Source organism: Psychromonas sp. KJ10-10 (assembly GCF_047323245.1).
In the GTDB taxonomy this organism is placed as follows: Bacteria; Pseudomonadota; Gammaproteobacteria; order Enterobacterales; family Psychromonadaceae; genus Psychromonas.
In genome coordinates this window covers 82566-105591 of the sequence record NZ_CP178826.1, presented here as the reverse complement: position 1 = coordinate 105591, position 23026 = coordinate 82566, and the positions used below count along the sequence as shown (strand labels likewise).

The following is a 23026-nucleotide window of genomic DNA, read 5'->3' as shown; positions in this document are numbered from 1 at the left end:
CTAGTAATTGATATTACTGGAATTTCACACCAACGTAACCTGTAATAGGGTCTGTACCGTAGTCTGTGATAACCACATAATCTTCGTCGAATAGGTTTTCTATTTTTCCATAAACAGAGAATCGATCAGTAATTTTGTAATTAACACCTAGGTTAACCAAAGTATAATCATCTAACTCGACAGAGCCATAGTCAAGGCGTTCACCGACATAGTTAATGCCAATAGTTGCATCAAGCTTACTTGTATATTGATAAGTGCTGGTTAGGCTTGCACTGTGCTTAGGTCGACGAATTAACTCATCTTTCTCAGTAGTACCATCCTCTGTCTTAAGATAAGTATAGTGGCCGTTTAAGCTAAGGTTTTTAAGCACTTTAAAGGATGAGCTAACTTCGATACCTTGGACTTTTTCATCTTGATTTTCATAACCATAGGTAGTGCTATTCCAACGAATACCATCGTTATATTTTGCGTCAAAGAAGGTAAGATCAATATAACCATTTACATCGGTAAAGTTATACTCAATACCAGCATCGGTAGAAATACTGGTTTCAGACTCTAAATCAGGTGTCGCGTAATAACCGAATAATTGGCTAAAAGTTGGGTTTTTAACCCCTGTTCCATGGCTTGCATGTAGGCGAATGGTTTTGCTTGCCCAAGCACTTAAAGCAAGTTTGTAAGTACTGGTATTATCAAATTCACTGTTCACGTCGTAACGTGCAGATCCTGTAAAGAATATTTTTTTAGACCAATCTAATGCATATTCACCAATGATAGATGAGCTATCCATTTTTTGTTCTTCAGGTGTTGCACCACCATTCCAAGGTAAATATTTATCTTTTTGAACTTCACCTGCGATAGTGAAACGATGATTGAATTCATCTGCTGTTAATAGATAGTCACTTTGTAGCTCTGCTTTTAATGTCTCACCAGAGTTTTCTGTATAACTACCGTAATAACCTTGAGGGTCAAAGTTCTCAGAAGAGGTATCAGAATAAGATAAGGATAAACGATTATTCCAATGATTATTTAATAAGTTTAGGCGGGTATTTACTTTTGCAAGGCGATTTAGGTAAGTTCCATAAACATTGTTATCTTGGCCTGAAGCATATCCGTAGGCATCATATTCACTTTTGGAATCGGTATAACGCATTACTCCATCAACAGAAAAAATCGGTGTAAATTGGTAACCTGCTTTTAGGTTTAGCACTTTATTTCTGTAGCTATCATCATCTGGATCGTCATCAGTACCTGTTTGTGCGCTAATGCCTTCCGTCGATAAGTTAGAGGCTGATAATGAGTAATGAGCCTGTGAAGTCGCACCATTAATATTGACAGATTGCTTGGCATAATCGTTTCCACCAAACTCAATATCGGCACTGCTATGAAGACCTTGCTTACCTTTTTTAGTGGTTATGTTGATTACACCACCTAGCGCATCACTTCCCCATAGTGCACTTTGCGAACCACGGATCACTTCAATTTGTTCGATGCCGTCTGTTGTTAAATGTGCAAAGTCAAAACCGCCACTTGCAGATGATTGATCAGTTACTTTAACACCATCAATAACCACAACGGTATTACTAGAAGCACTACCGCGAATGAAAACAGATGTTCTATGGCCGATACCACCATTTGAGGCAACAGAAACGCCTGGTGCATTTTGTAATACTTCAGCGACGGTTTTAGCTTGAAGTGTTTCAATGTCTTTTTCAGTAAAGACAGAAACGGCGGTTCCGGTTTCTGTACGACTTTCTTCATCAACGATTAACGTAGTGTAACCTTTGGTGATGTTGATATTCATACGCTGAGTGGTGTTTTGATCATCTGCCGCGATAGCTTGGACGTTATATAAGCTTAATACTGCAAGGGCAATAGGAGTGTGGCGTAGTGTAAACATGAAACTTCCTTATAAATTTATTAAATTGGAAGTTTTCTTTTTGACGTCATGGGACAGCAAAGTAGAGAAAACTTCCTCTGATTCGCCACAACATGTGTTTATACGCTCTAAAAAACCAACCCGTTAATTAGATAGTGACGTTTTTTATGCTGGTATCTGACTGAGGATTTACATTGTAAAACCTATTACAGTTGCGGGGGCAGTGCGATAGCTTCCCATTTAATTATGACTCAGGTGAGGCATAAACATAAAAAGGCGATTATAGGAATTTAAAAGCAAGTGTCAACGTATGGGATTGAGCTTATTCAATGGGTTTTATGAAAAAATTTCATTTACAATTTTTGTGATGTTTGTAACCCTTTGAAATAAAGTTTCTTTTGTTTTTTCAAAGGGTTTCAAATGAAGATAAGAATAATTTATGTTAGCTATTTAATATAACCTTCATAGCCTTCATAACAATCGTCATAATTAGCTTATTCAGACTTGTTATTTATACCTGTTGCCAATTGATTGTTTCAATATCGATACGCTCATCAGCAATATAATGTAAATAATCACCGCTTTTAATGATTTGTTCAGGTGCTGGATTAAGTTGCATATCGTCACCATTTTTGAAGTGACTTAATCCAATTAATATCATGCCATGTTGTTGTTTTAAGTTATGGAAAAGTGACCCAAAGTGAATGTCTGTATCAAGTTCTGGTGTTTGTAAGCAATATAGAGTGGCGCCTGATAGTGTTGAAAGCAATTGCTCCGCTACTTGGCTAGATCCAGGATCTTGCATACTACGGACCATCATTTTAGCGCTATTATCAATACTACATTCAATGCGTGGACAGTGTATTTTAAGTAGCTCTGCTTTGGTTTTATCGAAAAAATGCGCTGATATATTGGCATCCTGTGCCGCAAAGGTTGCGATGCTTAATGCAATAGACAATGTTTCATCATCGGATTTACCATCGATAATAATGCGTTTGGCTTTACTAAGTGCAATACGATCCAGCTCTTTTTTATCGGAAAATGTACGTAATCTAGCAAAGGAAACATCAAGATTATCAGGAAAAGGATTTTGCATATCATCGGTGACACAAAGCAATATTTGACGTTTTTGGCGTTTTTTATCTCCAAGAATAAGCTTCACTATTTGTCTTGTTGAATATTCATCCCAGCATAGCAATAGGATGTGATCATCATAGTGGTAAAAATCATTGCTACCGTTCATATTTCTTCTCGCTATGTTAATAAATAGTTGTGTTACTTTACCGATAAATGAGGCAAATATAATCAGACCAGAGGGGATTTGCCACAGTGCAACAATCATTTTTCCTGCATGAGTGACAGGGCTATAATCTCCAAAGCCAACCGTCGAGATCACCACCATATTGTAATATAAAAACTCTAAAGGGTGATTTATCAGGTCGCTTTCGCTCGCGATCAAAAATAAAAAGTAGGTAACAGCGGTTTGCATGATAACTAGTGCAAACATCACTGGCCAAGTCATGCGCCGAGAAAGTCGCCGAAAGATTCTATTTATTCTTTGATTAGGGAGCATTCATAACCTCTGTTATTTATTCGCTAAGAAAAAACGATAGGCTTGGTTATCGGTTTCATCTTTATAGTTATATCCTAATTTTTTAAGATGTTGAGTAAAGGATTGAATATTATCGTCTTTTACTTCAAAACCTGCCAATACCTGTCCATACGCGACTCCATGGTTGCGATAGTGGAATAGTGTAATATTGGCATGGGTGCCTAACATATTCAAAAATTTAAGTAGTGCATTAGGGTGTTCTGGAAATTCAAAACTATAAATATGCTCTTTTAAATCCTCGCTAGGAGCGCCTCCAACCATATAACGTAGATGCAATTTGGCCACTTCATCATGACTCAAATCCGCAACTGAATAATCCTTTTTGATGAGATTATCGGTGAGGGTAATTAATTCATCAGCACCTTCTGGTGTGCGAATACCAACAAAAATATTAGCTTCTTTTCGAGAATTAAAACGGTAATTAAATTCAGTAATTGCACGGCCATCTAACTCATTACAAAAATCTAAAAAAGCACCTTGTTTTTCTGGGATAGTGACCGCTAGGATACTTTCTTTTTGTTCGCCTAATTCACAGCGTTCAGAAACATAACGTAATCCATGAAAGTTAACATTTGCACCACTTAAAATGGCACTCAGTTGCTCCCCTTTTAATTGATGTTGCTGACTATATTTTTTAAGCCCTGCGAGGGAAACAGCGCCAGCTGGCTCAGCAATTGCGCGTGTATCTTCAAAAATGTCTTTTACAGCGACACAAATCTCATCACTGCTGACAGTAATGACTTCATCAACATGTTGTTGGCATAAACGGAAGGTTTCGCTACCAATGGTTTTTACTGCAACGCCATCGGCAAATAATCCGACTTTGCTTAAGGTAATAGGACCACCGTGATCTAATGCAACCTTTAAGCTGGCGACATCTTCAGGCTCTACGGCTATAATTTTAATATGCGGTAAAAGTTGTTTGATATAAACGGCTATGCCTGCGGCTAAGCCTCCACCACCAACGGGAACAAAAATTTTATCAAGATGTACATTTTGTTGAATTAATTCTTTGGCAATGGTGCCTTGCCCTGCAATTACATCACTATCATCAAAGGGGTGAATAGGGGTGTAATTATGTTGTTTAGCAAGTTGTTTGGAATGGTTCGCTAGCAAGCATCAAAGCTATTGCCATGTAATATTACGTTTGCTCCCCATGCACGTACAGAGCTAACTTTGATATCGGGGGTTGTTTTAGGCATCACTATTGTTGCTTTGATGCCCATCTTTTGCGCGGATAGCGCCACACCCTGGGCATGATTTCCAGCTGAAGTCGCAATCACTCCACAGTGTTTTTGTTGCTCGGAAAGGTTTGCTAATTTGTTATAAGCACCACGTAACTTAAATGAATGTACTGGTTGTCTGTCTTCGCGCTTTAAAAAAATATGATTATCAAGTCGCTCAGATAATTTAGGCATAAGTTGTAATGGCGTTTCAATCGCAACTTCATAAACCGGAGCTAGTAGTATTTTTTTAAATATTGTGCTTGCTGATAATGTCTCTGTCATAGGGTGATGTTGCTCTGTTAAAGGCTATTTTCGGGATTTACGGTGGCAAATAACTCACCTAAACGTGTTACTGAACCTGCTTCTAATTGCTCAGCAAAGTTAATGCTTCCCTTAGGGAATAGCGCAACAATAGTGCTTCCTAGCTTAAATCGTCCCATTTCGGCGCCTTTTTCAAGGGTAATGTCTTGATCTGAATAATCACTGTACTGGATTTCTTTGCCTCTTAAAGTGCCAGCCCAAACCGTTTCAATGCTGGCTACAATGGTCGCGCCTACAAGCACCATCGCCATTGGTCCAATAGCGGTGGAGAAAATGGCGACGGCACGTTCATTTCGAGCAAATAAGTTAGGTACATTTTCGGCTGTTAATGGGTTTACAGAAAAAAGATCTCCGGGGATAAATATCATTTGCTCTAATTTACCCGTTATTGGCATATGAATACGGTGATAATCCTTCGGTGCTAAATAAACCGTTGAGAAAATCCCTTCGTCAAAAGGTGCCGCAACATCATCACGTCCGCCAAGTAACTCTCGTAAACTAAAGTCATGGCCCTTTGCTTGGAATATTCGTCCTTCTTTGATATCACCCTGTTGGCTGACTTTTCCATCAACAGGTGTTGCTAGGTTGTCATCACCTTCGATAATGGTGCGTGCGCCTTCTTTTAACTCGCGCGTGAAGAAATCATTAAAGGTTTCAAAATGTTCAGGTTCAGAGTGTTTTGCTTCATCCATATTAATTTTATATTGCGCAATAAACTTTTTGATTAAAAATGTGGTCAGTTTACCTGCTTTCGCTGCTGCTAATTTACCCGTTAGGCGTGATAAAAGGTGCTTCGGTAAAATGTATTGGCCAATAATTTTAAATTGATCACTCATATAATTCTCTACTTAATAGGTATTCGGGTCACGGTGACGTGCATTTTTTGCGTCATCCATGGTATCTAAAATGCGTAAGAAGCTTTGGTAACGTGCTTCATCTATTTTGTTTTCATCAACGGCGACCATCAAGGCACAACCTGGATCGGTTTTATGTTTACAATCTCTAAAACGACAACCTCCCAAGTGTTCCCTAAATTCAATAAAACCACTGGCAATACGCTCGGGTGATAAATGCCACAGTGAGAATTCTCGAATACCAGGGCTATCAATCAGATCGCCTCCCTCAGGGAAGTGATATAACCGCGCGGTAGTAGTTGTATGCTTGCCTAGTCCAGAACCTTCTGATATTTCTCCCGTTATTGCTTCTACTTCGGGTAGTAGCATATTTAATAAAGAGGTTTTGCCAACACCAGACTGGCCAACAAAAATATTGGTTTTATCTTTCATCACCGCTTTTAAGCTATTAAGTCCATCGCCATGTTTGGAGCTATAAAGTACTTTATAACCAATATCTCGATAACTTTGTAGTTCATTATCAATAAGCTTTTCAGACTCAGGGTCAAGTAAATCGCTTTTGTTGAGTACAATAACCGGTGTGATACCAATATCTTCACAGGCCACGAGGTAGCGGTCAATAATATTGCGTGAAAACTCAGGTGCTATAGAGCTTACAATAATAATATGATCAATGTTAGCGGCAATCGGTTTGATACCATCGTAATAATCAGGTCTTGTTAGTACGGTTTTACGCGGGTGCACAGCTTCAACTACGCCACTGATTCCTTGAAATGACTCATTGCCTGCTCGCCAGACAACGCGATCGCCTGTGACTAATGATTTCACTGCTCGGCGTAAATTACAGCGCTCAATGTTACCATTTTCATCTTCGATATCAGCATGTTGACCAAAACGGCTAATTACAACACCTTGTAATTGTGGCCCAAGTTCAGATTCATCCCATTCTTTGCTTTCTTTTTTATTTAAGCGTTTATTTTGATTGCTTTGAACTCGACGAACTTGATTTTTACTGAGTTTTTTCTTCTTAGCCACAGGCTTCCTTAATGATTACTTAACTATCACATATTGTATTAATCGAGTATCATACTATATTTTGTAGATGATTTAGCAAAAGAGCGTTCTCTCCTAGAGAAAAGGATCACAATAAACATGAATACAAATTTAATATGGATCGATTTAGAGATGACAGGTCTTGATCCAGAGACGGATACTATCATCGAAATCGCGACTATTGTAACTGACAGCGATCTTAATATACTTGCTGAAGGGCCGGAAATGGTTATCCATGAAAGCAAAGAAAAAATGGATGCGATGGATGAGTGGTGTGTGAAGCATCATGGTGAATCTGGCTTAACTGAACGTGTTATTAACAGCAAAATTAGTTGTGCACAAGCAGAGCAAGAAACCTTAGCATTTTTAAAAAATGGACTGAAGCAGGTGCTTCACCCTTGTGTGGAAATAGCATTGGCCAGGATCGCCGTTTCTTAGTACGTTATATGAAAGAACTAGAAGCCTTTTTCCATTACCGTAGTATTGATGTCAGCAGTATTAAAGAGCTAGGACGCCGTTGGGCGCCTGATATGGTTAATGCGCATAAGAAACAAGGAACACACCTAGCGATGATGGATATTAAGGAATCTATTTCTGAATTAAAACATTATCGAGAGCATTTCTTTAAGTTTTAAAGCTCATAAATTAGGCTTTTGAACAAAAACTCAGCAAGCAAGCTTTGTATTGTTGAAAAACAATAAAAAAAGCTTGCATTCATTTTGCTCCGCTCTATAATCGCACCCCATACGAAACAGGCATCACCTAGATGGTTTGTTGAGTATAAATAAATCAGTAATATTATGATTATGCGGCACTAGCTCAGTGGTAGAGCACAACCTTGCCAAGGTTGGGGTCAAGAGTTCGAACCTCTTGTGCCGCTCCATATTCTGGTTTATATAAAAGAGTTAAACTCTTTTTCAAGAAAAATATTATGCGGCACTAGCTCAGTGGTAGAGCACAACCTTGCCAAGGTTGGGGTCAAGAGTTCGAACCTCTTGTGCCGCTCCATTCTTTAAAGTTATCTATATATCCCCCTAAACAAAATATAATACTTTATAAAATTATTTTATTTGTTAATAAAAATACCAACCTTGCCTTTTTATTAAGATACGGGGTCAAGAGTTCAAGGTTTTGTGTCGCTACATTCTTAGATTATCCTTAATAACTTTACTTTTAATATCTAAATTAAATATTGTATATATTTTTAAAATTATTTTATTTTTTAATAAAAATACCAACCTTGCCTTTCTTGTAAAGATAATGTTCAAGCATTCAAGCATTCAAGCATTCAAGCATTCAAGCATTCAAGCATTCAAGCATTCAAGCGTTCAAGCATTCAAGAATTCAAGCATTCAGCCTCTTTAATATTAATTATCAGTCACTAAGCTGTGAGTTACTGACCCATAAATCTATTTTGCAGTTGATGCCTAGAGTATTACTCGCTATATTGAGTATTCAATTCATTAAATTAAAGTAGTTATTATGCCATTACAAAGAACACTATCGATTATCAAGCCAGATGCCGTACGTAAACAAAATATTGGTGCTATTTTAGGTCGTTTTGAGCAAGCTGGGCTGACACCAGTTGCACTTAAAATGATACAAATGACTCCTGCGCAAGCTGAAGCTTTTTATACAGAACATAAAGGCAGAGAGTTTTATGAACCATTAGTTGAATTCATGACCTCTGGCCCTATTACAGTGCAGGTATTGCAAGGTGAAGATGCCATTACTCATTACCGTGAAATAATTGGAAAAACAGATCCTACTCAAGTCGCTCCTGGTACAATTCGCGCTGATTTTGCAGAATCAACCCGCCTTAATGCCGTACATGGCTCTGATAGTCCTGAGTCTGCGGCGCGTGAAATCGCGTTCTTTTTTGCTGATGATGAAATTTGTCCTCCTGCTGAAGCCTAAGGTAAATCAACTGCATGAATGATTTTATAATGTTGATGGAGCAAGTACCTGAGTTACTTTATGCTTGCGTAACCATTCTTGGCGTTTTGGTAGGATCATTCTTAAATGTGGTTATCTATCGTTTACCCATAATGATGGAACGTGAATGGAAAGTTGAGTGTGCTGAAAGCTTTCCAGAAGCGGGCATAAAAGCAGATGAAGAGGTATTTAACTTAGTTGTACCTCGCTCTCGTTGTCCTGAATGTAACCATTTAATCGGCTCAAGTGAAAATATCCCATTACTGAGTTGGTTATTTCAAAAAGGTCGTTGCAAACATTGTGCTTGCAAAATTAGCAAACGTTATCCAAGTATTGAATTATTAACAGGTGTTACTTCGTTAGCTGTCGCTATGGTATTTCCATTCGGTTGGACATTATTGTTTGCATTATTGTTCACCTGGGTTTTGATCAGCCTTACTTTTATCGATTTCGATACTATGTTATTGCCAGATCAGCTGACTTTACCCTTATTATGGTTTGGTTTATTAATAAATATCTCGACGACCTTTACTGATTTAACTGGGGCGGTTATTGGTGCTCGCTGTTGGTTATTTAAGCTTATGGTCTATTTATTGGGCTTTTAAATTACTGACTGGTAAAGATGGTATGGGTTATGGAGACTTTAAATTGTTTGTCGCCCTTGGTGCTTGGTTTGGTTGGCAAGCATTACCGCTTATTATATTGCTTTCTTCCTTTGCAGGAGCAGTTATTGGCGTTGCTGTAATGCTTGCATCAAAGGACAAAGAAAGTCGCCCAATGCCTTTCGGCCCTTATCTAGCAATCGCTGGTTGGATCTATTTAGTTTATGGTGTTGAGCTAAATGAACTATATTTTTCCTTGGTATTATAGTGCCAGATAATCCGTTAGTTATTGCACAACAAGAAATAGATGAAAAATGGATGACTTATGCTTTGTCTTTAGCGGATAAAGCTGAGTTGGAAAATGAAATTCCAGTCGGTGCTGTATTGGTCAAAGATGATCAAATTGTTGCAGAAGGTTGGAATTTGTCTATTTTGAATCACGATGCCTGCGCACATGCTGAAATTATGGCGATCCGTAATGCTGGTCAGGTGTTAGAAAATTATCGTTTAATTGATTGTACCCTCTATGTGACCTTAGAAACCTTGTCCTATGTGCGCTGGCGCATTAGTTCATGCGCGCATAAAACGTCTTGTTTATGGTGCGGGTGATTATAAAACAGGTAGCCGCTGGCAGTGTGTTTAATTTAGTACGTAATGAACAATTAAATCATCAAATTGAGGTTACCTCTGATATTCTTGCTGAGCAGTGTGCTACTAAAATAAGTGATTTTTTTAAACGTCGTCGTAAGGAAAAGAAAGCGCTGAAAAAGTCTCTTAATACAACCCAAATTGAGCAGGAAAATGAATAATAAAACCGTTAACTTTGAAATAGAAAAAGAAACTAAAAATAGTATTCGTTATAAAGAGGTTCCTGATGAAGGGCAACCACCAATTATTGGTAGTTTGTATGTACAGAAATGGTTTGCTGGAAACAGTAAAAATATTCAGATAACCATTGAGAAAAAAGACTAGCCAGAACTATTCTGGCTTTATTTTTCAGACTTCTTGCCCCTTTTTACCTTGCGATTTATTTTCTTTGTGAACAAAGAGAAAGATCATTATTCAACTCTGTTAGTAGATCAACTCGTTTTATAACTCCAACAAATTTCCCCTCATGTTGTACTGGAAAAATGTTTTCATTATGCTGTTGCGTTTTGATGGCGACCTCTGATAGCTGTTGATCTAATGCTAAGTAGGTATAATCTTTTGCCATAATATCATTAACAATGACAGGTTGATCACAGTGATAAGCACTATGTAATAACGCTTTTTGACAGTCCATTAGTGAAACCATGCCTATTAGTTTATTGCTATTGTTTACCACCGGTAATTGAGTTTGCTGGCTTTTAATTAAGGTATCAATTATTTTTGCCAATGGGGTCTGACATTGAACTGTAATTGCTTTTTTATGGATGATATTTTGAACTGTTTTTATACTCATAATTTGCACCTTGTGATGGCCTAGATAGATGTCATAACTATAAGAAATATATTTTAATAGGTAAAGTTGATTGTTTCTATTGAATTGATAGTTTATTTGTTGTTATGGTTTTTTGTTATCTATCAGTGACTCTTCACTGTCAGCACAAATATAGGCACGACTAGAACAAAATGGTATCAAGGGTAACGAAGGGTTTAATGATGGTTCTTCTATAGCGTGTTGTTTGTTTTGACCTAATTGCTTTAATAATCTTTGCGCCCATCCCCAAGCAATCAGACCAAAAATAATAGATCCTAATGCTTGTCCTGACATAGCACCAATGGCACCAAACCACTGGCCTCCAAAGTATACCAAAGGAATAGTACCGATTGTCGCTTTACCGATATTCATAATAGTCGATGTTGTTGGGTAACCTAGGTTATTAAAGGTCGCATTAGCAACAAAAAGGATGCCATTAAAGATAAAGGTAATGCATATCCAGGTGCAATAAAATCGAATTAATGCGACTTGATTCCCCCTGCGCACCAAATAGCATTACGATGTGATCCTGTAACAGATAAATTAACAATGACATTAATGCAACATAACAACTACCAAATTGCAGTGCTCGTTTTAAGGTTAGATGTACCCTATCGTAGATTTCCGCGCCAAAATTTTGCCCCACAATAGGCCCAACCGCGCCAGACATCGCGAAAATCATGCCAAAAGCGACAGGAATTAAGCGTCCAACCACAGCCCAACCTGCGACATAGCTATCACCAAATGAAGCAATCATCATTGTGACATAGGCATTTCCAATTGGTGTTGCAATATTCGTTGTCATAGCGGGAATAGCGACTTTTAAAATTTCTTTTTGATCTGCTATCCAATCTTGAAAATTAAATCGCCCCAGTAGTTTATGAATGTTAATCACGCCATACAAAGCGACCCACGCTACTGCACAACGTGCAAGTACTGATGCAATGGCGACACCGTGTAAGCCTAGTGCAAAGGTAAAAATAAATAATGGGTCTAAAATCGCATTGACACCACCACCTGCTAAGGTGGAGTACATGGCGCGCTTTGCATCACCGACAGAACGTAGTGCGACTCCAGCGCTCATAGCAACGGACAAAATAGGTAATGAAGGGAGTAATATGCGCAGATACTCAACAGCAAGATCGTGAGTTATCCCTTTTGCTCCTAGTAAACTAATTAATTCAGGAGAGAAGAACCAAGCAAATGCGGATACGCTGGCACTAATAAGAAAGCCAGTAACCAGAATATTGATCACTAATCTGCGTGCTTTTTCTCTATTTTGTTGGCCTATCGCCTTGGAAACAAGGGCTGTCATTGCAATCGATAAACCAATGCCAATTGAAGTGGTAAAAAATGCGATGGTACCCGCATAACCAACGGCGTAGACTAATTCAGTTTCACCCAGTAAACTGATAAAGAAGAGATCTGCTAGGTCAACTAAAAACAGTGCAGTTAATCCTATCGCGTTAGTTGAAGACATGATTACGATATGGCGAAAGATATTGCCACTTACAAACTTGCCTTTAGTCTCTTTTACCATATATGTGAAAGCCTTATTTATTGAGTGATGAGCCTTTAATCAGTAACGCCATCTTATGGAAGATGGCTTTTATAAGCTAATTAGTTTCGATTGCTTCACTAATATTATTGTCATTTAAAATGGTTGGACTTGTTGGCGTTAAGCTTTCTTCAGATGCTTCGGATGCTTCGGATGCTTCGGATGCTTCGGATGCTTCGGATGCTTCGGATGCTTCGGATGCTTCGGATGCTTCAGGTAATTCCGATACGTCAGGAGTGATAACTGTATCAGTTATTTCAGATGTATTAGGGGATTTAGGATCTGCAATTTCTAATTTATCAGCTTCTTTTTGTTTTTCTATTTCTGCTTTTTGTTGAGCCTCTTGCAGCAGCGCCTTAGCTTTGCTACTTCAGCTAATTGAGTCGCTTCTTTCTCTTGTGCTTCTTTAATGGCGACTAATCTTGCCATTTCTGCTAATTTTTCAACTTCTTTTTGTTTTGCAATTTCTATTTCCTTTGCGTGTTGTTGTGCTTCTAATTCTTCTTGCTCCTCTTTGATAACAGGCTCTTCAGTTTCAGAAGACTGTTGAATCACTTTGCTTTGTTTAACCTCTTCGACTTTTATAGGTTCTTCAACTTCTTTAGCTTCTTCAACTTTTTTAGCTTCTTCAACTTTTTTAGCTTCTTCAGCTTTTATAGCTTGTTCGGCTTTTTTAGTTTCTTCGGCTTTTTTAGTTTCTTCGGCTTTTTTAGCTTCTTCAGCTTTTTTAGCTTGTTCAGCTTTTTTAGCCTCTTCGAGTGCTAATCTATCGATTTCAGCTTGTTTCTCAGCTTCGATGACAGCTAAGCGTTCAATTTCGGCTTGTTTTTCAGCTTCAATAGTCGCTAAGCGTTCAATTTCAGCTTGTTTTTCAGCTTCGATAGCTACTAAGCGATCAATTTCAGCTTGTTTTTTGGCTTCTTCAATTGCGACTAATCGTTCAATTTCAGCTTGTTTTTCAGCTTCGATGGCGACTAAACGATCAATCTCAGCTTGTTTTTTAGCTTCTTCAATCGCGACTAATCTTTCAATTTCGGCTTGTTTTTCCGCTTCAATTTTTAAAGCTTTTTCTTGCTCTAATACAAACCAATTTAGAGTTTCTAAGTATTGTCGAATGCTATTAACATAATGTTGTGCTTCTCTTCCTCGAGCATAACCATAGCGTGTTTTTGAATACCACTTCTTTTGGTGCAAAAGTGGTAGGTTTTCTTTTACATCTGACCATGAATTAGGGTTCTCATTTTTCATGGTTGTGATGCGTCTTGCATCCATTAAATGACCATAACCAATATTGTAACTAGCTAATGCAAACCATAATCTTTCATTTTCATTAATGGTTTCAGGAAGGCGTTTTATTAATTGGGTCAGATATTTAGCACCACCCTGAATACTTTGTTCAGGATCTAGGCGATTTGTCACTCCGACGTACTCGGCGGTACCCAGTGTGAGCATCATCATGCCTCGTACTCCGGTGGGAGATTTGGCTTTAGGGTTCCAGTGAGACTCTTGATAACTTAAGGCCGCTAGTAGTTGCCAGTCAAGATCATCATTTGCATATTTTTTAAAGAGTGCTTTATATTTTGGTAAGGTGCTTTCAATGCGTTTTAAGAAAACACGAGTGTCTACATAATCAAAATGCTCTACATGACCAAAATACTTTTCTTCGAGCTGTGCGATGGTTTGATCATCATATTTCTGGCCAATAAACTCTATCATGCCAGCATAAACGCTATCATCTTGATTTTTATTTATTAACCAAGCAACGGGACGTTTTTCTAAAATGGTAAAGGCCTCTGCTAACTCAGGGTAGTAACGCTGTTTCTGGGCGAGTGTTGAACTATCAACCATCGCAAAGGTGACTTCTTTTTCGGCTACTTTTCGTAGTAAGGTTTCTTGGTCTTCATCGTTAAGATAAGAAATTTCAATATGTGGATTTTCTTCAATTAATGAGACTAATGTTTCTGCGTGACTACTGTTTGCTATAACACTAATTGGTGCATTAACATCAGCTATTTCACGGGGTTTATAGGTGCCTTTATGATAAACAACCTTTTGTGAAACATAATAATAGGGTGGAGAACTACGATATTTTTGAGCTCGATTAGGCGTTAAGGTGAGTCCTGAACCTAGGAAATCAACCTTATTGTTATCTAGTGCGAGAAAAAGTGCGTTAAGTGAGTCATATTCTTTTATGGTTAATTTTACATTCAAATAATCGGCAAATTGTTTGCCTAATTCGTAATCTAGGCCGCTGTATTCTGTGCCGTCATAGCTGTAAGTAAGAGAGCTATTAATGGTACCCATAATGATATCACCACGTTTTTGAACTTGTTCTAAGCTACTTGTTTGCACAAACGGGTTACAAGCCATCACCAAAAACATTGAAAGGCTGATCAAAACTTTTCTTTTTACTCGAAAAAACAATTTAACGCGCATATTAAGCATCCAAATCTAATTTTTTAAGACTATTTGTATTTCATTCTAGTCGAAAATAGAGGGGGAAATAAATAAAGTGTGACTATAGAGGGTTTCTGTTTAATAAAAAACGCTTTTTGCTTATAATAGCGAACCTAAACCTAAGATCATTTTATTTATCCAACGAGAGAAATAACCTATGGAAATTTTGCGTGGGGCTCCAGCCCTATCTACATTTCGTGTTAACCAGCTTTTAAAAAACTGTGAGGCATTAAATCTACCTGTTACGCAAATTTATGCAGAATTTATGCATGCTCGCTGATTTAACGGAAAGTTTAAGTGAGCAAGAGTTAGTTGTTTTACAAAAATTACTAACATATGGACCTAAAATTGCTGAACATGATCCAATCGGCACGCTACTTTTTGTCACGCCTCGACCTGGTACTATTTCTCCTTGGTCATCAAAAGCGACTGATATTGCTAAAAACTGTGGTTTAGCAAAAATTAAACGCTTAGAGCGCGGAATTGCTTATTATATTGAAAGTAGCGCTGAACTAACAAATGAACAAAATAAACAACTTGCGGAGTTATTACATGACCGCATGATGGAAGTTGTATTTACTTCTCTTGATGATGCTCACAAATTGTTTGTGCAGGGCGTCCCTGGTGAAATGAGTAGTGTTGATGTTATTGGTGAAGGCCGTAGTGCATTAGAAGTCGCTAACATTAGTTTAGGTTTGGCGTTGGCTGATGATGAAATTGATTATTTGGTAACAAACTTTATTGCTCTTGGACGTAATCCTAACGATATTGAGTTAATGATGTTTGCTCAGGCGAACTCTGAACATTGTCGTCATAAAATTTTTAATGCAGATTGGACTATTGATGGGCAAAAACAGCCTAAATCTCTGTTTAAAATGATTCGTAATACCCATGAATTACACGCTGAGCATGTTTTGTCTGCTTATAGCGATAACGCGCCGTTATGGAAGGTTATAAAGCGGGTCGTTTCTTCCCAAGTGTTGACGATCGTGAGTTTGGTTATCATCATGAAGATATTGATATTTTGATGAAAGTTGAAACTCATAACCACCCAACAGCGATTTCTCCATTCCCTGGCGCCGCAACTGGTTCTGGCGGTGAAATTCGTGATGAAGGTGCAACAGGTGTTGGTTCTAAACCTAAAGCTGGTTTAGTAGGTTTCTCTGTTTCTAATTTACGCATTCCTAATTTTGAACAGCCTTGGGAAACTGATTTTGGTAAGCCGAGTCGCATTGTTTCAGCATTGGATATTATGCTTGAAGCACCGCTTGGTAGCGCTGCTTTTAACAATGAATTTGGTCGCCCAAATATCTTAGGTTATTTCCGAACTTATGAAGAAAAAGTAGAAAGCCATAACGGTAATGAAGTGCGTGGTTACCATAAACCTATCATGCTTGCCGGTGGTTTAGGTAATATCCGTCGCTCACATGTTCAGAAAAAAGATATTCCTGTTGGTGCAAAACTGATTGTACTAGGTGGACCAGCAATGAACATTGGTTTAGGTGGTGGTGCGGCCTCTTCAATGGACTCTGGTGCTTCAACGGAAGATTTAGATTTTGCATCTGTGCAACGCGAAAACCCTGAAATGGAGCGCCGTTGTCAGGAAGTGATCGATCGATGCTGGCAGATGGGTGATGATAACCCAATTCAATTTATTCATGATGTTGGTGCAGGTGGTTTATCTAACGCAATGCCTGAGTTGGTTAATGATGGTGGTCGTGGTGGACTCTTCGATTTACGTGCAATTCCAAATGATGAAAAGAGCATGGCGCCACATGAGATTTGGTGTAATGAATCTCAAGAACGTTATGTTATGGCTGTTAAACCTGAAAATTTAGCGACCTTTGAAGCGATTTGTAAACGTGAACGTGCTTTATATGCTGTGATTGGTACAGCAACAGAAGAAATGCATTTGACCTTGAGCGACCCTGAGTTTGAGAACAAACCAATTGATATGCCATTGGAAGTTTTATTAGGTAAAGCGCCTAAAATGCATCGTGAAGTGAATACGCAAACAGCACAGGGTAAAGCATTAGATTTATCCGGTGCAAGTGTAAAAGATGCTTGCAGAACGTCTATTACGTCTACCTTCAATTGCAGAAAAAACATTCCTTATTACCATTGGCGACCGAACAGTGACAGGCTTAGTTGCACGCGATCAAATGGTTGGTCCTTGGCAAGTTCCTGTGGCTGACTGTGCGGTAACAGCCGCCAGTTATGATACCTATTATGGTGAATCAATGGCATTAGGTGAACGTACTCCTGTTGCTTTACTTAACTTTGGTGCATCAGCACGCCTTGCAGTGGCAGAGTCGATTACTAATATTGCTTGTTCTGATATTGGCGATTTTAAACGTATTAAATTATCTGCAAACTGGATGTCTGCAACGGGCCACCCTGGTGAAGATGCTGGTTTATATGAAGCAGTTAAAGCGGTAGGTGAAGAACTTTGTCCTGAGCTTGAACTAACTATTCCTGTTGGTAAAGACTCAATGTCGATGAAAACTCGCTGGCAAGATGACGCGGGTGAAGATAAAGAAGTGATTTCTCCTCTTTCTCTTATTATTACTGCGTTTGGTGCAGTACGTGACATTCGTAATACAGTGACACCACAATTACGCACAGATAAAGGTGATACGGATCTTATCTTAGTTGATTTAGGCTGTGGCAAGAATCGCTTAGGCGGTTCGTCTTTAGCGCAGGTTTACAAGCAACTTGGTGATGCAACGCCAGATCTTGATAATCCTGATTTATTAAGAAACTTCTTTAATGCGATGCAAACATTGGTGGCAGATAAAAAACTGTTGGCTTATCACGATAGAAGTGACGGTGGCTTATTCTCTACGATCACTGAAATGGCCTTTGCTGGTCACTGTGGTGTGACGGTGAAATTAGATCAACTAGGTCACGATGACTTTTCTGTTCTTTTCTCGGAGGAGTTAGGCGCAGTGATTCAAGTTAAACGTGAAGATAAAGAAGCAGTGCTAAACACTTTAGCTGGTCATGGGTTAACCACTAACTCACTAGTAATTGGTTCGCTTAACGATAAAGATCAAGTTGAATTCACGCGCGATAGTAAAGATATTCTCGTTGCTCCTCGTAGCGAATTCCGTGGTATCTGGGCTGAAACAACCCTGAAGATGCAATCATTACGTGATAATTCAGAGTGTGCACAACAAGAGTACGATCTAAAATTAGATGATAAAGATCCTGGTTTATCAACCAAGTTAACTTTTGATATTAATGAAGATGTGGTCGCGCCTTATATTGCAACGGGTGTATTACCACGTATGGCGATTATTCGTGAGCAGGGTGTTAACTCTCAGCAAGAAATGGCAGTGCCTTTAATCGCGCTGGATTCTCCGCGATTGATGTGCACATGAGTGATATTCTATCTGGTGATGTTAAATTAGCTGACTTTGCTGGTTTAGTCGCCTGTGGTGGTTTCTCTTACGGTGATGTATTAGGAGCGGGTGAAGGTTGGGCTAAATCAATTTTATTTAATGCCCAAGCACGTGAACAGTTCCAAACATTCTTTGAACGTGAAAACTCATTTGCATTAGGTGTTTGTAATGGCTGTCAGATGTTATCTAACTTACATGAACTAATTCCCGGTACTGATCTCTGGCCTCGTTTTGTTCGAAACAATTCTGAACGTTTTGAAGCCCGTTTCAGCTTGGTAGAAGTGCAAAAGAATAACTCATTATTCTTAAATGATATGGCGGGTTCACATATGCCAATTGCAGTTTCTCATGGTGAAGGCCGAGTGGAAGTAAAAGATGCACAGCATCTAGTCGCTATTGAAGCGAGTGGTAATATTGCCCTGCGATTCATCGATAATTACGGTAACAATACTCAAGATTATCCAGCTAATCCTAATGGTTCTCCAAATGGTATTACTGGCTTAACCTCACAGGATGGTCGTGTGACTATTATGATGCCACACCCTGAACGTGTATTTAGAACGGTTGCTAACTCTTGGCATCCTGATGAATGGCGTGAAGATAGTCCTTGGATGCGTATGTTCAGAAATGTGCGTAAACAACTCGGTTAATTAAAGAAAAACTGTTAAAAATCAAAAGGGGATCAAATGATCCCCTTTTTGTTATTGCTCCCCATGAAATATTTTCCTAATATGCTAAATTTAACTCTGCTTTATACTTCGATAATAATAGGTGAATGACTTGTCTGCGCTTCCCAAAAATGTTTTATATATTGGACATAACGTTAAACTTGTTGATGCATTATTAACTTCAATTTGCACTGCAAATAATGATGTTACCTATTGTACTGAGCATGTACTTAATAGTAACGAGATCCTAGTGATCTTAGCCGAGAAAAATTATCATTATTTAATCTGTGAACAAACTGTCCATCAATCAGTCAAAGAGCAGATCCAAACGCTTTATCCCCAGCTGGAATGTACCTATTTAAATAACACTGAGTCAGCTCCAGAAAAGAAGGTTATGCCAACCGAGGAAGCTTTAGTCAGTGATGCTGTAAAAAAAGCATTAAATTGCATTAGTATTCCTATTTATTATAAGAATAAAGAAGGGATTATTCTGGTTTGTAATCATAGTTTTTCTAGTCAATTAGGACTCACCAATGAGGATATTATTGGCAACCATTCCTCAACAATTTTGCCTGAGTATTTGCGTAAAGATATTGAATTAATTGATAAAAAAGTATATGAATCTCGTCAAGTTCATGTTTTTAAATGTGATTTACATGATTTGAATGGAGGACGTCATGAAGTTGTTTTTCGCAAAGAATTAATTCCTGATAGTGATATTCAAATAGGAATGGTGTTGGATATTTCGGAACTTAATGAAGCCAAACGGGAAATTGAAAAGGAGCATATTATGCTCCGAGCAACAGCAGATATATCTCCAGATTTGATATTTTTTAAGGATCTTGATAGTCGCTTTTTAGGTTGTAATAAACAGTTTGAAAAGTTTATTGGGCAACCTGAAAAAGCGATTGTGGGAAAGACCGATGAGCAGTTCTTTGAGTTTGAACAAGCGAATATGTGCCAGCGACGAAGATAAAGATGTGATGGCAAATAATGAGACCTATTCAGGTGAAGAGTATCTCACCTATATTGATGGGGAACGCCATTTTATTGATATGCGTAAAGTACCGCTATTGGATAATGAAGGAAAGGTACAGGGATTAATTGGTATTGGACGTGATATTACTGCGCATCATCGTTTACAAAAACGTCTTAAAGTCGCTAATGCAGTGTTTGAAAATAGCCAAGAAAACTTAATTGTAACGGATCAAGCAGGCATTATTATTTCGGTAAATTTGGCAACCTGTTTATTGACTGGTTATAAGAAAACAGAGCTACTAGGCAACAGCATTTTAACCTTAGCTCCACAGGATGAAGATTCAACACTTTTACAAAGGGTAACGGAAGGGTTAGAAAAGAATAATCAGTGGAAAGGCGATATTATGTATCGTAATAAGCAAAAAGAAATCCGCTTTGCTTGGTTAGATGTTTACAATGTGGAGCTTGAAGAACGGGTTAATAATCGCATTTATTCCTTTACCGACCTGACACAAAGTAAAAATATTGAAAGTAAAATTCAGTACTTATCAAAACATGACCCACTCACTGGGCTATCAAACCGTATCGCGCTCTTCACTACTCTAGAGGATGCAATTAACCGGGCTAACTTTAATGAAATTGCGATGGCTGTTGTGTTGGTTGACATTAATAGCTTTAAAGCGATTAATGACCAGCATGGCCACGATGCGGGTGATAAAGTTTTACAAGAAATTGCTTGCCGTTTAAAAAAATGTATTTGTGAAAAAGATACTGTGGCTAGATTCGGAGATGATGAGTTTGTCATTATTATTGATGGCCTTAAAAATGAGCATGATGCCTGCCTTAGTTGCGCAAAAAATAGTAAAACAATTTAAGCAACAATTTAATATTGGTGATATTTCCGCCACCTTGAGTGCCACTATTGGTATTAGTTTATGTCCAGATGATGGTATTGATGTGGATGCATTATTGCAAAGTGCAGAAAAAGCGATGCTTCGCGCTAAGTTAGATAAAAGTAATGCTTATCATTTTTATACCAATCACTTAACAGAACATTCTTCACATCAATTACAGCTGGAGGCTGAATTAAAAACAGCGCTACAACAGGATCAATTTGAAATATATTATCAGCCTCAATATGATCTGAATAAAAAATTGATTGTTGCTATGGAAAGCTTAATACGTTGGAACCATCCTGTTCATGGTTTGTTATTACCGGATCGTTTTTTGAGTTTAGCGGAGGAAAGAGGAATATTAGTACCGATTGGCTTAAAAATGATTAAGGTCGTTGCGCGCAAGCGGTCAAGTGGAAATCTTCTGGCATTCATTTCGGACGTATCGCGGTTAACTTATCCGTTAGTCAACTGACGCAAATTAGCCTTATCGCAGATCTTCAAAGCATTTTAAAAGATACTGGTTGTGATGCTACAGATATTGAATTTGAAGTGATTGAAAGCGTATTTGATAGTAATAATTATACTATTATTGAAAACCTTTTGAATATTCGTAAATTGGGTATTGCTATCACAGTGGATGGATTCGGTGCGGTCTCTCTATTTTTCATTTCCTAGAGCCATTAGGTATCGAAAAGTTTAAGATAACTAAAAATTATATTCAGGGTGTGCCTGGTCGCCTTTTTGGCGAAGCTATGATTAAGTCTGTAATGGTACTAGCGAGAGAGTTAGGTGTTGATGTAGTTGGGGCTGGTATTGAAAATGCTGAGCAGGAAGCATTTCTCAAGGCAAATCATATCTCATCCGGGCAAGGTGACTTTCAAGCCAAGCCAATGAAAGCATCTGAAGCTACTTTTTATCTACGTTGTCATAAGAAAAAATAAAAGCTTAAAAGGGTGGAATACCCACCCCAAATCTATTTCAATTAATCCATAAATAATTGTAATAACTCATTAAGGTAGCGATGTCCCAGGTCAGTCATTAACCAATGATCGCTATTTTTAGTTAAAAGCTTTTTCTTTATTGCGGTTTCTATCTGCGTTGCAATTGAATCTATGCTTAATCCTGTATATTGCTCAAATTCATTGAATGGAATAGGCTCAAACAAGCGTAATCGATTCATCATATATTCAAATGCTAAGTCTTGTTTATCAATACTATGAAAGTCATCTAAAAAAGGTCGACTAGTATCTAAGTAGCCCTTGGGGTGTTTAACTTTGGTGGTACGCATAATTTTGTTTTCAAGAGGCAAGGTTAACTTGCCATGTGCACCACAGCCAATACCAATATAATCTGAAAAAGACCAGTAATTAAGATTATGCTGACACTCAAACCCTGCTTGGCTATATCCTGAAATTTCATATTGCTGATAACCATTTTCAGCTAATAGTTTTTGCCCTGCTAGTTGAATTTCCCAAAGTAATTCATCGTCGGGTAAAGTCGGTGGATGTGAAAAATATTGGGTATTAGGTTCAATGGTCAATTGATACCAAGATATGTGTGTAGGTGATAAATCTATGGCTGTTTGCAGGTCAAATAAGGCATCTTCTAGGCTTTGCTCTGGTAATCCATGCATTAGATCTAAATTGAATGTGCCGATACCACTTTGTTTTGCTTGTAAAGCTCGCTGATTTTGCTTCATCAACGCCATGTATTCTGCCTAATCGAGTCAGTTTGGGTTGTTGAAAACTTTGTACCCCAAAAGAAAAACGGCTAATACCAGCGTCTTTAAACTGTGCTATTTTACTATTTTCTATGGCGCCAGGGTTAGCTTCGAGTGTGATTTCAATGTTTTCTTTAAAAGGTATTTTCTTTTCTATTTCCTTGAGTAACCATCCAATGCCAGTCGCTGAAATTAGACTTGGTGTACCACCACCAATAAAAATAGTATCGAGTTGACGTCCCTGTGCATAGATAATATCTGTATTGAGATCGGCCAATAATGATTCTAGGTAATCTTGTTCGGGGATTTCACCACGTAATTTGTGTGAATTAAAATCACAGTAAGGGCATTTTTCAATACACCAAGGTATATGAACATAGAGACTTAGTGGTGGTAGTTGTAGCATC

At 38.2% G+C, this 23026-nt stretch carries 13 protein-coding genes, 2 tRNA genes, 7 pseudogenes and 1 riboswitch; of the genes and pseudogenes, 12 read left to right on the top strand and 10 right to left on the bottom strand.

Features of this window, described 5'->3' with window-relative positions; genetic code table 11:
* Positions 1 to 13: 13 nt before the first annotated feature.
* The 5 genes and pseudogenes from ACLKMH_RS00610 to rsgA all read right to left on the bottom strand — a co-directional run bounded on the left by ACLKMH_RS00610 (position 14) and on the right by rsgA (position 6924).
* On the bottom strand, positions 14 to 1897 hold the full coding sequence (locus ACLKMH_RS00610) for a TonB-dependent receptor plug domain-containing protein (RefSeq protein WP_413700432.1): 1884 nt from the start codon (positions 1895 to 1897) through the stop codon (positions 14 to 16).
* Between the two features lie 129 nt (positions 1898 to 2026).
* A riboswitch (cobalamin riboswitch) is annotated at positions 2027 to 2163 on the bottom strand.
* 224 nt (positions 2164 to 2387) lie between these two features.
* Complete coding sequence (locus ACLKMH_RS00605) at positions 2388 to 3449, bottom strand: ion channel (protein WP_413700431.1); 1062 nt, start codon at positions 3447 to 3449, stop codon at positions 2388 to 2390.
* Between the two features lie 12 nt (positions 3450 to 3461).
* A pseudogene (ilvA, locus tag ACLKMH_RS00600) lies at positions 3462 to 4996 on the bottom strand (threonine ammonia-lyase, biosynthetic).
* Positions 4997 to 5013: 17 nt separating this feature from the next.
* Complete coding sequence (gene asd, locus ACLKMH_RS00595) at positions 5014 to 5871, bottom strand: archaetidylserine decarboxylase (protein ID WP_413700430.1); 858 nt, start codon at positions 5869 to 5871, stop codon at positions 5014 to 5016.
* A gap of 12 nt (positions 5872 to 5883) precedes the next feature.
* Complete coding sequence (rsgA, locus tag ACLKMH_RS00590; protein ID WP_413700429.1) at positions 5884 to 6924, bottom strand: small ribosomal subunit biogenesis GTPase RsgA; 1041 nt, start codon at positions 6922 to 6924, stop codon at positions 5884 to 5886.
* 117 nt (positions 6925 to 7041) lie between these two features.
* On the opposite strand from rsgA, the pseudogene orn reads away from it, so the two are divergent.
* From orn to ACLKMH_RS00555, 7 genes and pseudogenes are all read left to right on the top strand, one after another.
* Positions 7042 to 7577 (top strand): annotated as a pseudogene (gene orn, locus ACLKMH_RS00585) (oligoribonuclease).
* A gap of 173 nt (positions 7578 to 7750) precedes the next feature.
* Positions 7751 to 7825, top strand: a tRNA-Gly gene (locus ACLKMH_RS00580).
* 50 nt (positions 7826 to 7875) lie between these two features.
* Positions 7876 to 7950, top strand: a tRNA-Gly gene (locus tag ACLKMH_RS00575).
* Positions 7951 to 8424: 474 nt separating this feature from the next.
* Positions 8425 to 8859, top strand: coding sequence for a nucleoside-diphosphate kinase (ndk, locus tag ACLKMH_RS00570; protein ID WP_413700428.1), 435 nt, complete (start codon positions 8425 to 8427; stop codon positions 8857 to 8859).
* A 14-nt stretch (positions 8860 to 8873) separates the two neighbouring features.
* Positions 8874 to 9747 (top strand): annotated as a pseudogene (locus ACLKMH_RS00565) (prepilin peptidase).
* A 50-nt stretch (positions 9748 to 9797) separates the two neighbouring features.
* Positions 9798 to 10288 (top strand): annotated as a pseudogene (gene tadA / locus ACLKMH_RS00560) (tRNA adenosine(34) deaminase TadA).
* The gene (locus tag ACLKMH_RS00555) at positions 10281 to 10451 is read left to right on the top strand and encodes a hypothetical protein (RefSeq protein WP_413700427.1); all 171 of its coding nucleotides are present in this window, start codon (positions 10281 to 10283) and stop codon (positions 10449 to 10451) included. Before tadA ends, ACLKMH_RS00555 begins: the two are co-directional and overlap by 8 nt.
* Before the next feature lie 55 nt (positions 10452 to 10506).
* On the opposite strand, the gene ACLKMH_RS00550 is transcribed toward ACLKMH_RS00555, so the two are convergent.
* The 3 genes from ACLKMH_RS00550 to ACLKMH_RS00540 form a co-directional block, all read right to left on the bottom strand.
* Positions 10507 to 10920 (bottom strand): CBS domain-containing protein, encoded by a 414-nt coding sequence (locus tag ACLKMH_RS00550; RefSeq protein WP_413700426.1) that lies wholly within the window; start codon positions 10918 to 10920, stop codon positions 10507 to 10509.
* A gap of 102 nt (positions 10921 to 11022) precedes the next feature.
* Entirely contained in the window at positions 11023 to 11310 is a 288-nt protein-coding gene (locus tag ACLKMH_RS00545) for a hypothetical protein (RefSeq protein ID WP_413700425.1), read from the bottom strand.
* A 64-nt stretch (positions 11311 to 11374) separates the two neighbouring features.
* The gene (locus ACLKMH_RS00540) at positions 11375 to 12478 is read right to left on the bottom strand and encodes an MATE family efflux transporter (RefSeq protein ID WP_413700424.1); all 1104 of its coding nucleotides are present in this window, start codon (positions 12476 to 12478) and stop codon (positions 11375 to 11377) included.
* Between the two features lie 119 nt (positions 12479 to 12597).
* Here ACLKMH_RS00540 and ACLKMH_RS00535 point away from each other — a divergent pair, with 119 nt between their 5' ends.
* On the top strand, positions 12598 to 12834 hold the full coding sequence (locus ACLKMH_RS00535; protein ID WP_413700423.1) for a hypothetical protein: 237 nt from the start codon (positions 12598 to 12600) through the stop codon (positions 12832 to 12834).
* On the opposite strand, the gene mltF is transcribed toward ACLKMH_RS00535, so the two are convergent.
* Positions 12815 to 14893 (bottom strand): membrane-bound lytic murein transglycosylase MltF, encoded by a 2079-nt coding sequence (gene mltF, locus ACLKMH_RS00530; protein ID WP_413700422.1) that lies wholly within the window; start codon positions 14891 to 14893, stop codon positions 12815 to 12817. The two genes, ACLKMH_RS00535 and mltF, sit on opposite strands and share 20 nt — an antisense overlap.
* A gap of 217 nt (positions 14894 to 15110) precedes the next feature.
* Between mltF and purL the strand changes: the two are divergent.
* The 4 genes and pseudogenes from purL (at position 15111) to ACLKMH_RS00510 (ending at position 21840) form a co-directional block, all read left to right on the top strand.
* Positions 15111 to 19007: pseudogene (purL, locus tag ACLKMH_RS00525) on the top strand (phosphoribosylformylglycinamidine synthase).
* Positions 19008 to 19137: 130 nt separating this feature from the next.
* Entirely contained in the window at positions 19138 to 20001 is an 864-nt protein-coding gene (locus ACLKMH_RS00520; RefSeq protein ID WP_413700421.1) for a PAS domain-containing protein, read from the top strand.
* Positions 19949 to 20878 (top strand): diguanylate cyclase domain-containing protein, encoded by a 930-nt coding sequence (locus ACLKMH_RS00515; RefSeq protein ID WP_413700420.1) that lies wholly within the window; start codon positions 19949 to 19951, stop codon positions 20876 to 20878. Before ACLKMH_RS00520 ends, ACLKMH_RS00515 begins: the two co-directional genes overlap by 53 nt.
* Positions 20793 to 21840 (top strand): annotated as a pseudogene (locus ACLKMH_RS00510) (putative bifunctional diguanylate cyclase/phosphodiesterase). Before ACLKMH_RS00515 ends, ACLKMH_RS00510 begins: the two are co-directional and overlap by 86 nt.
* A 41-nt stretch (positions 21841 to 21881) precedes the next feature.
* Here the strand turns inward: ACLKMH_RS00510 and hemW are convergent.
* Positions 21882 to 23025 (bottom strand): annotated as a pseudogene (hemW, locus tag ACLKMH_RS00505) (radical SAM family heme chaperone HemW).
* Position 23026 lies beyond the last annotated feature (1 nt).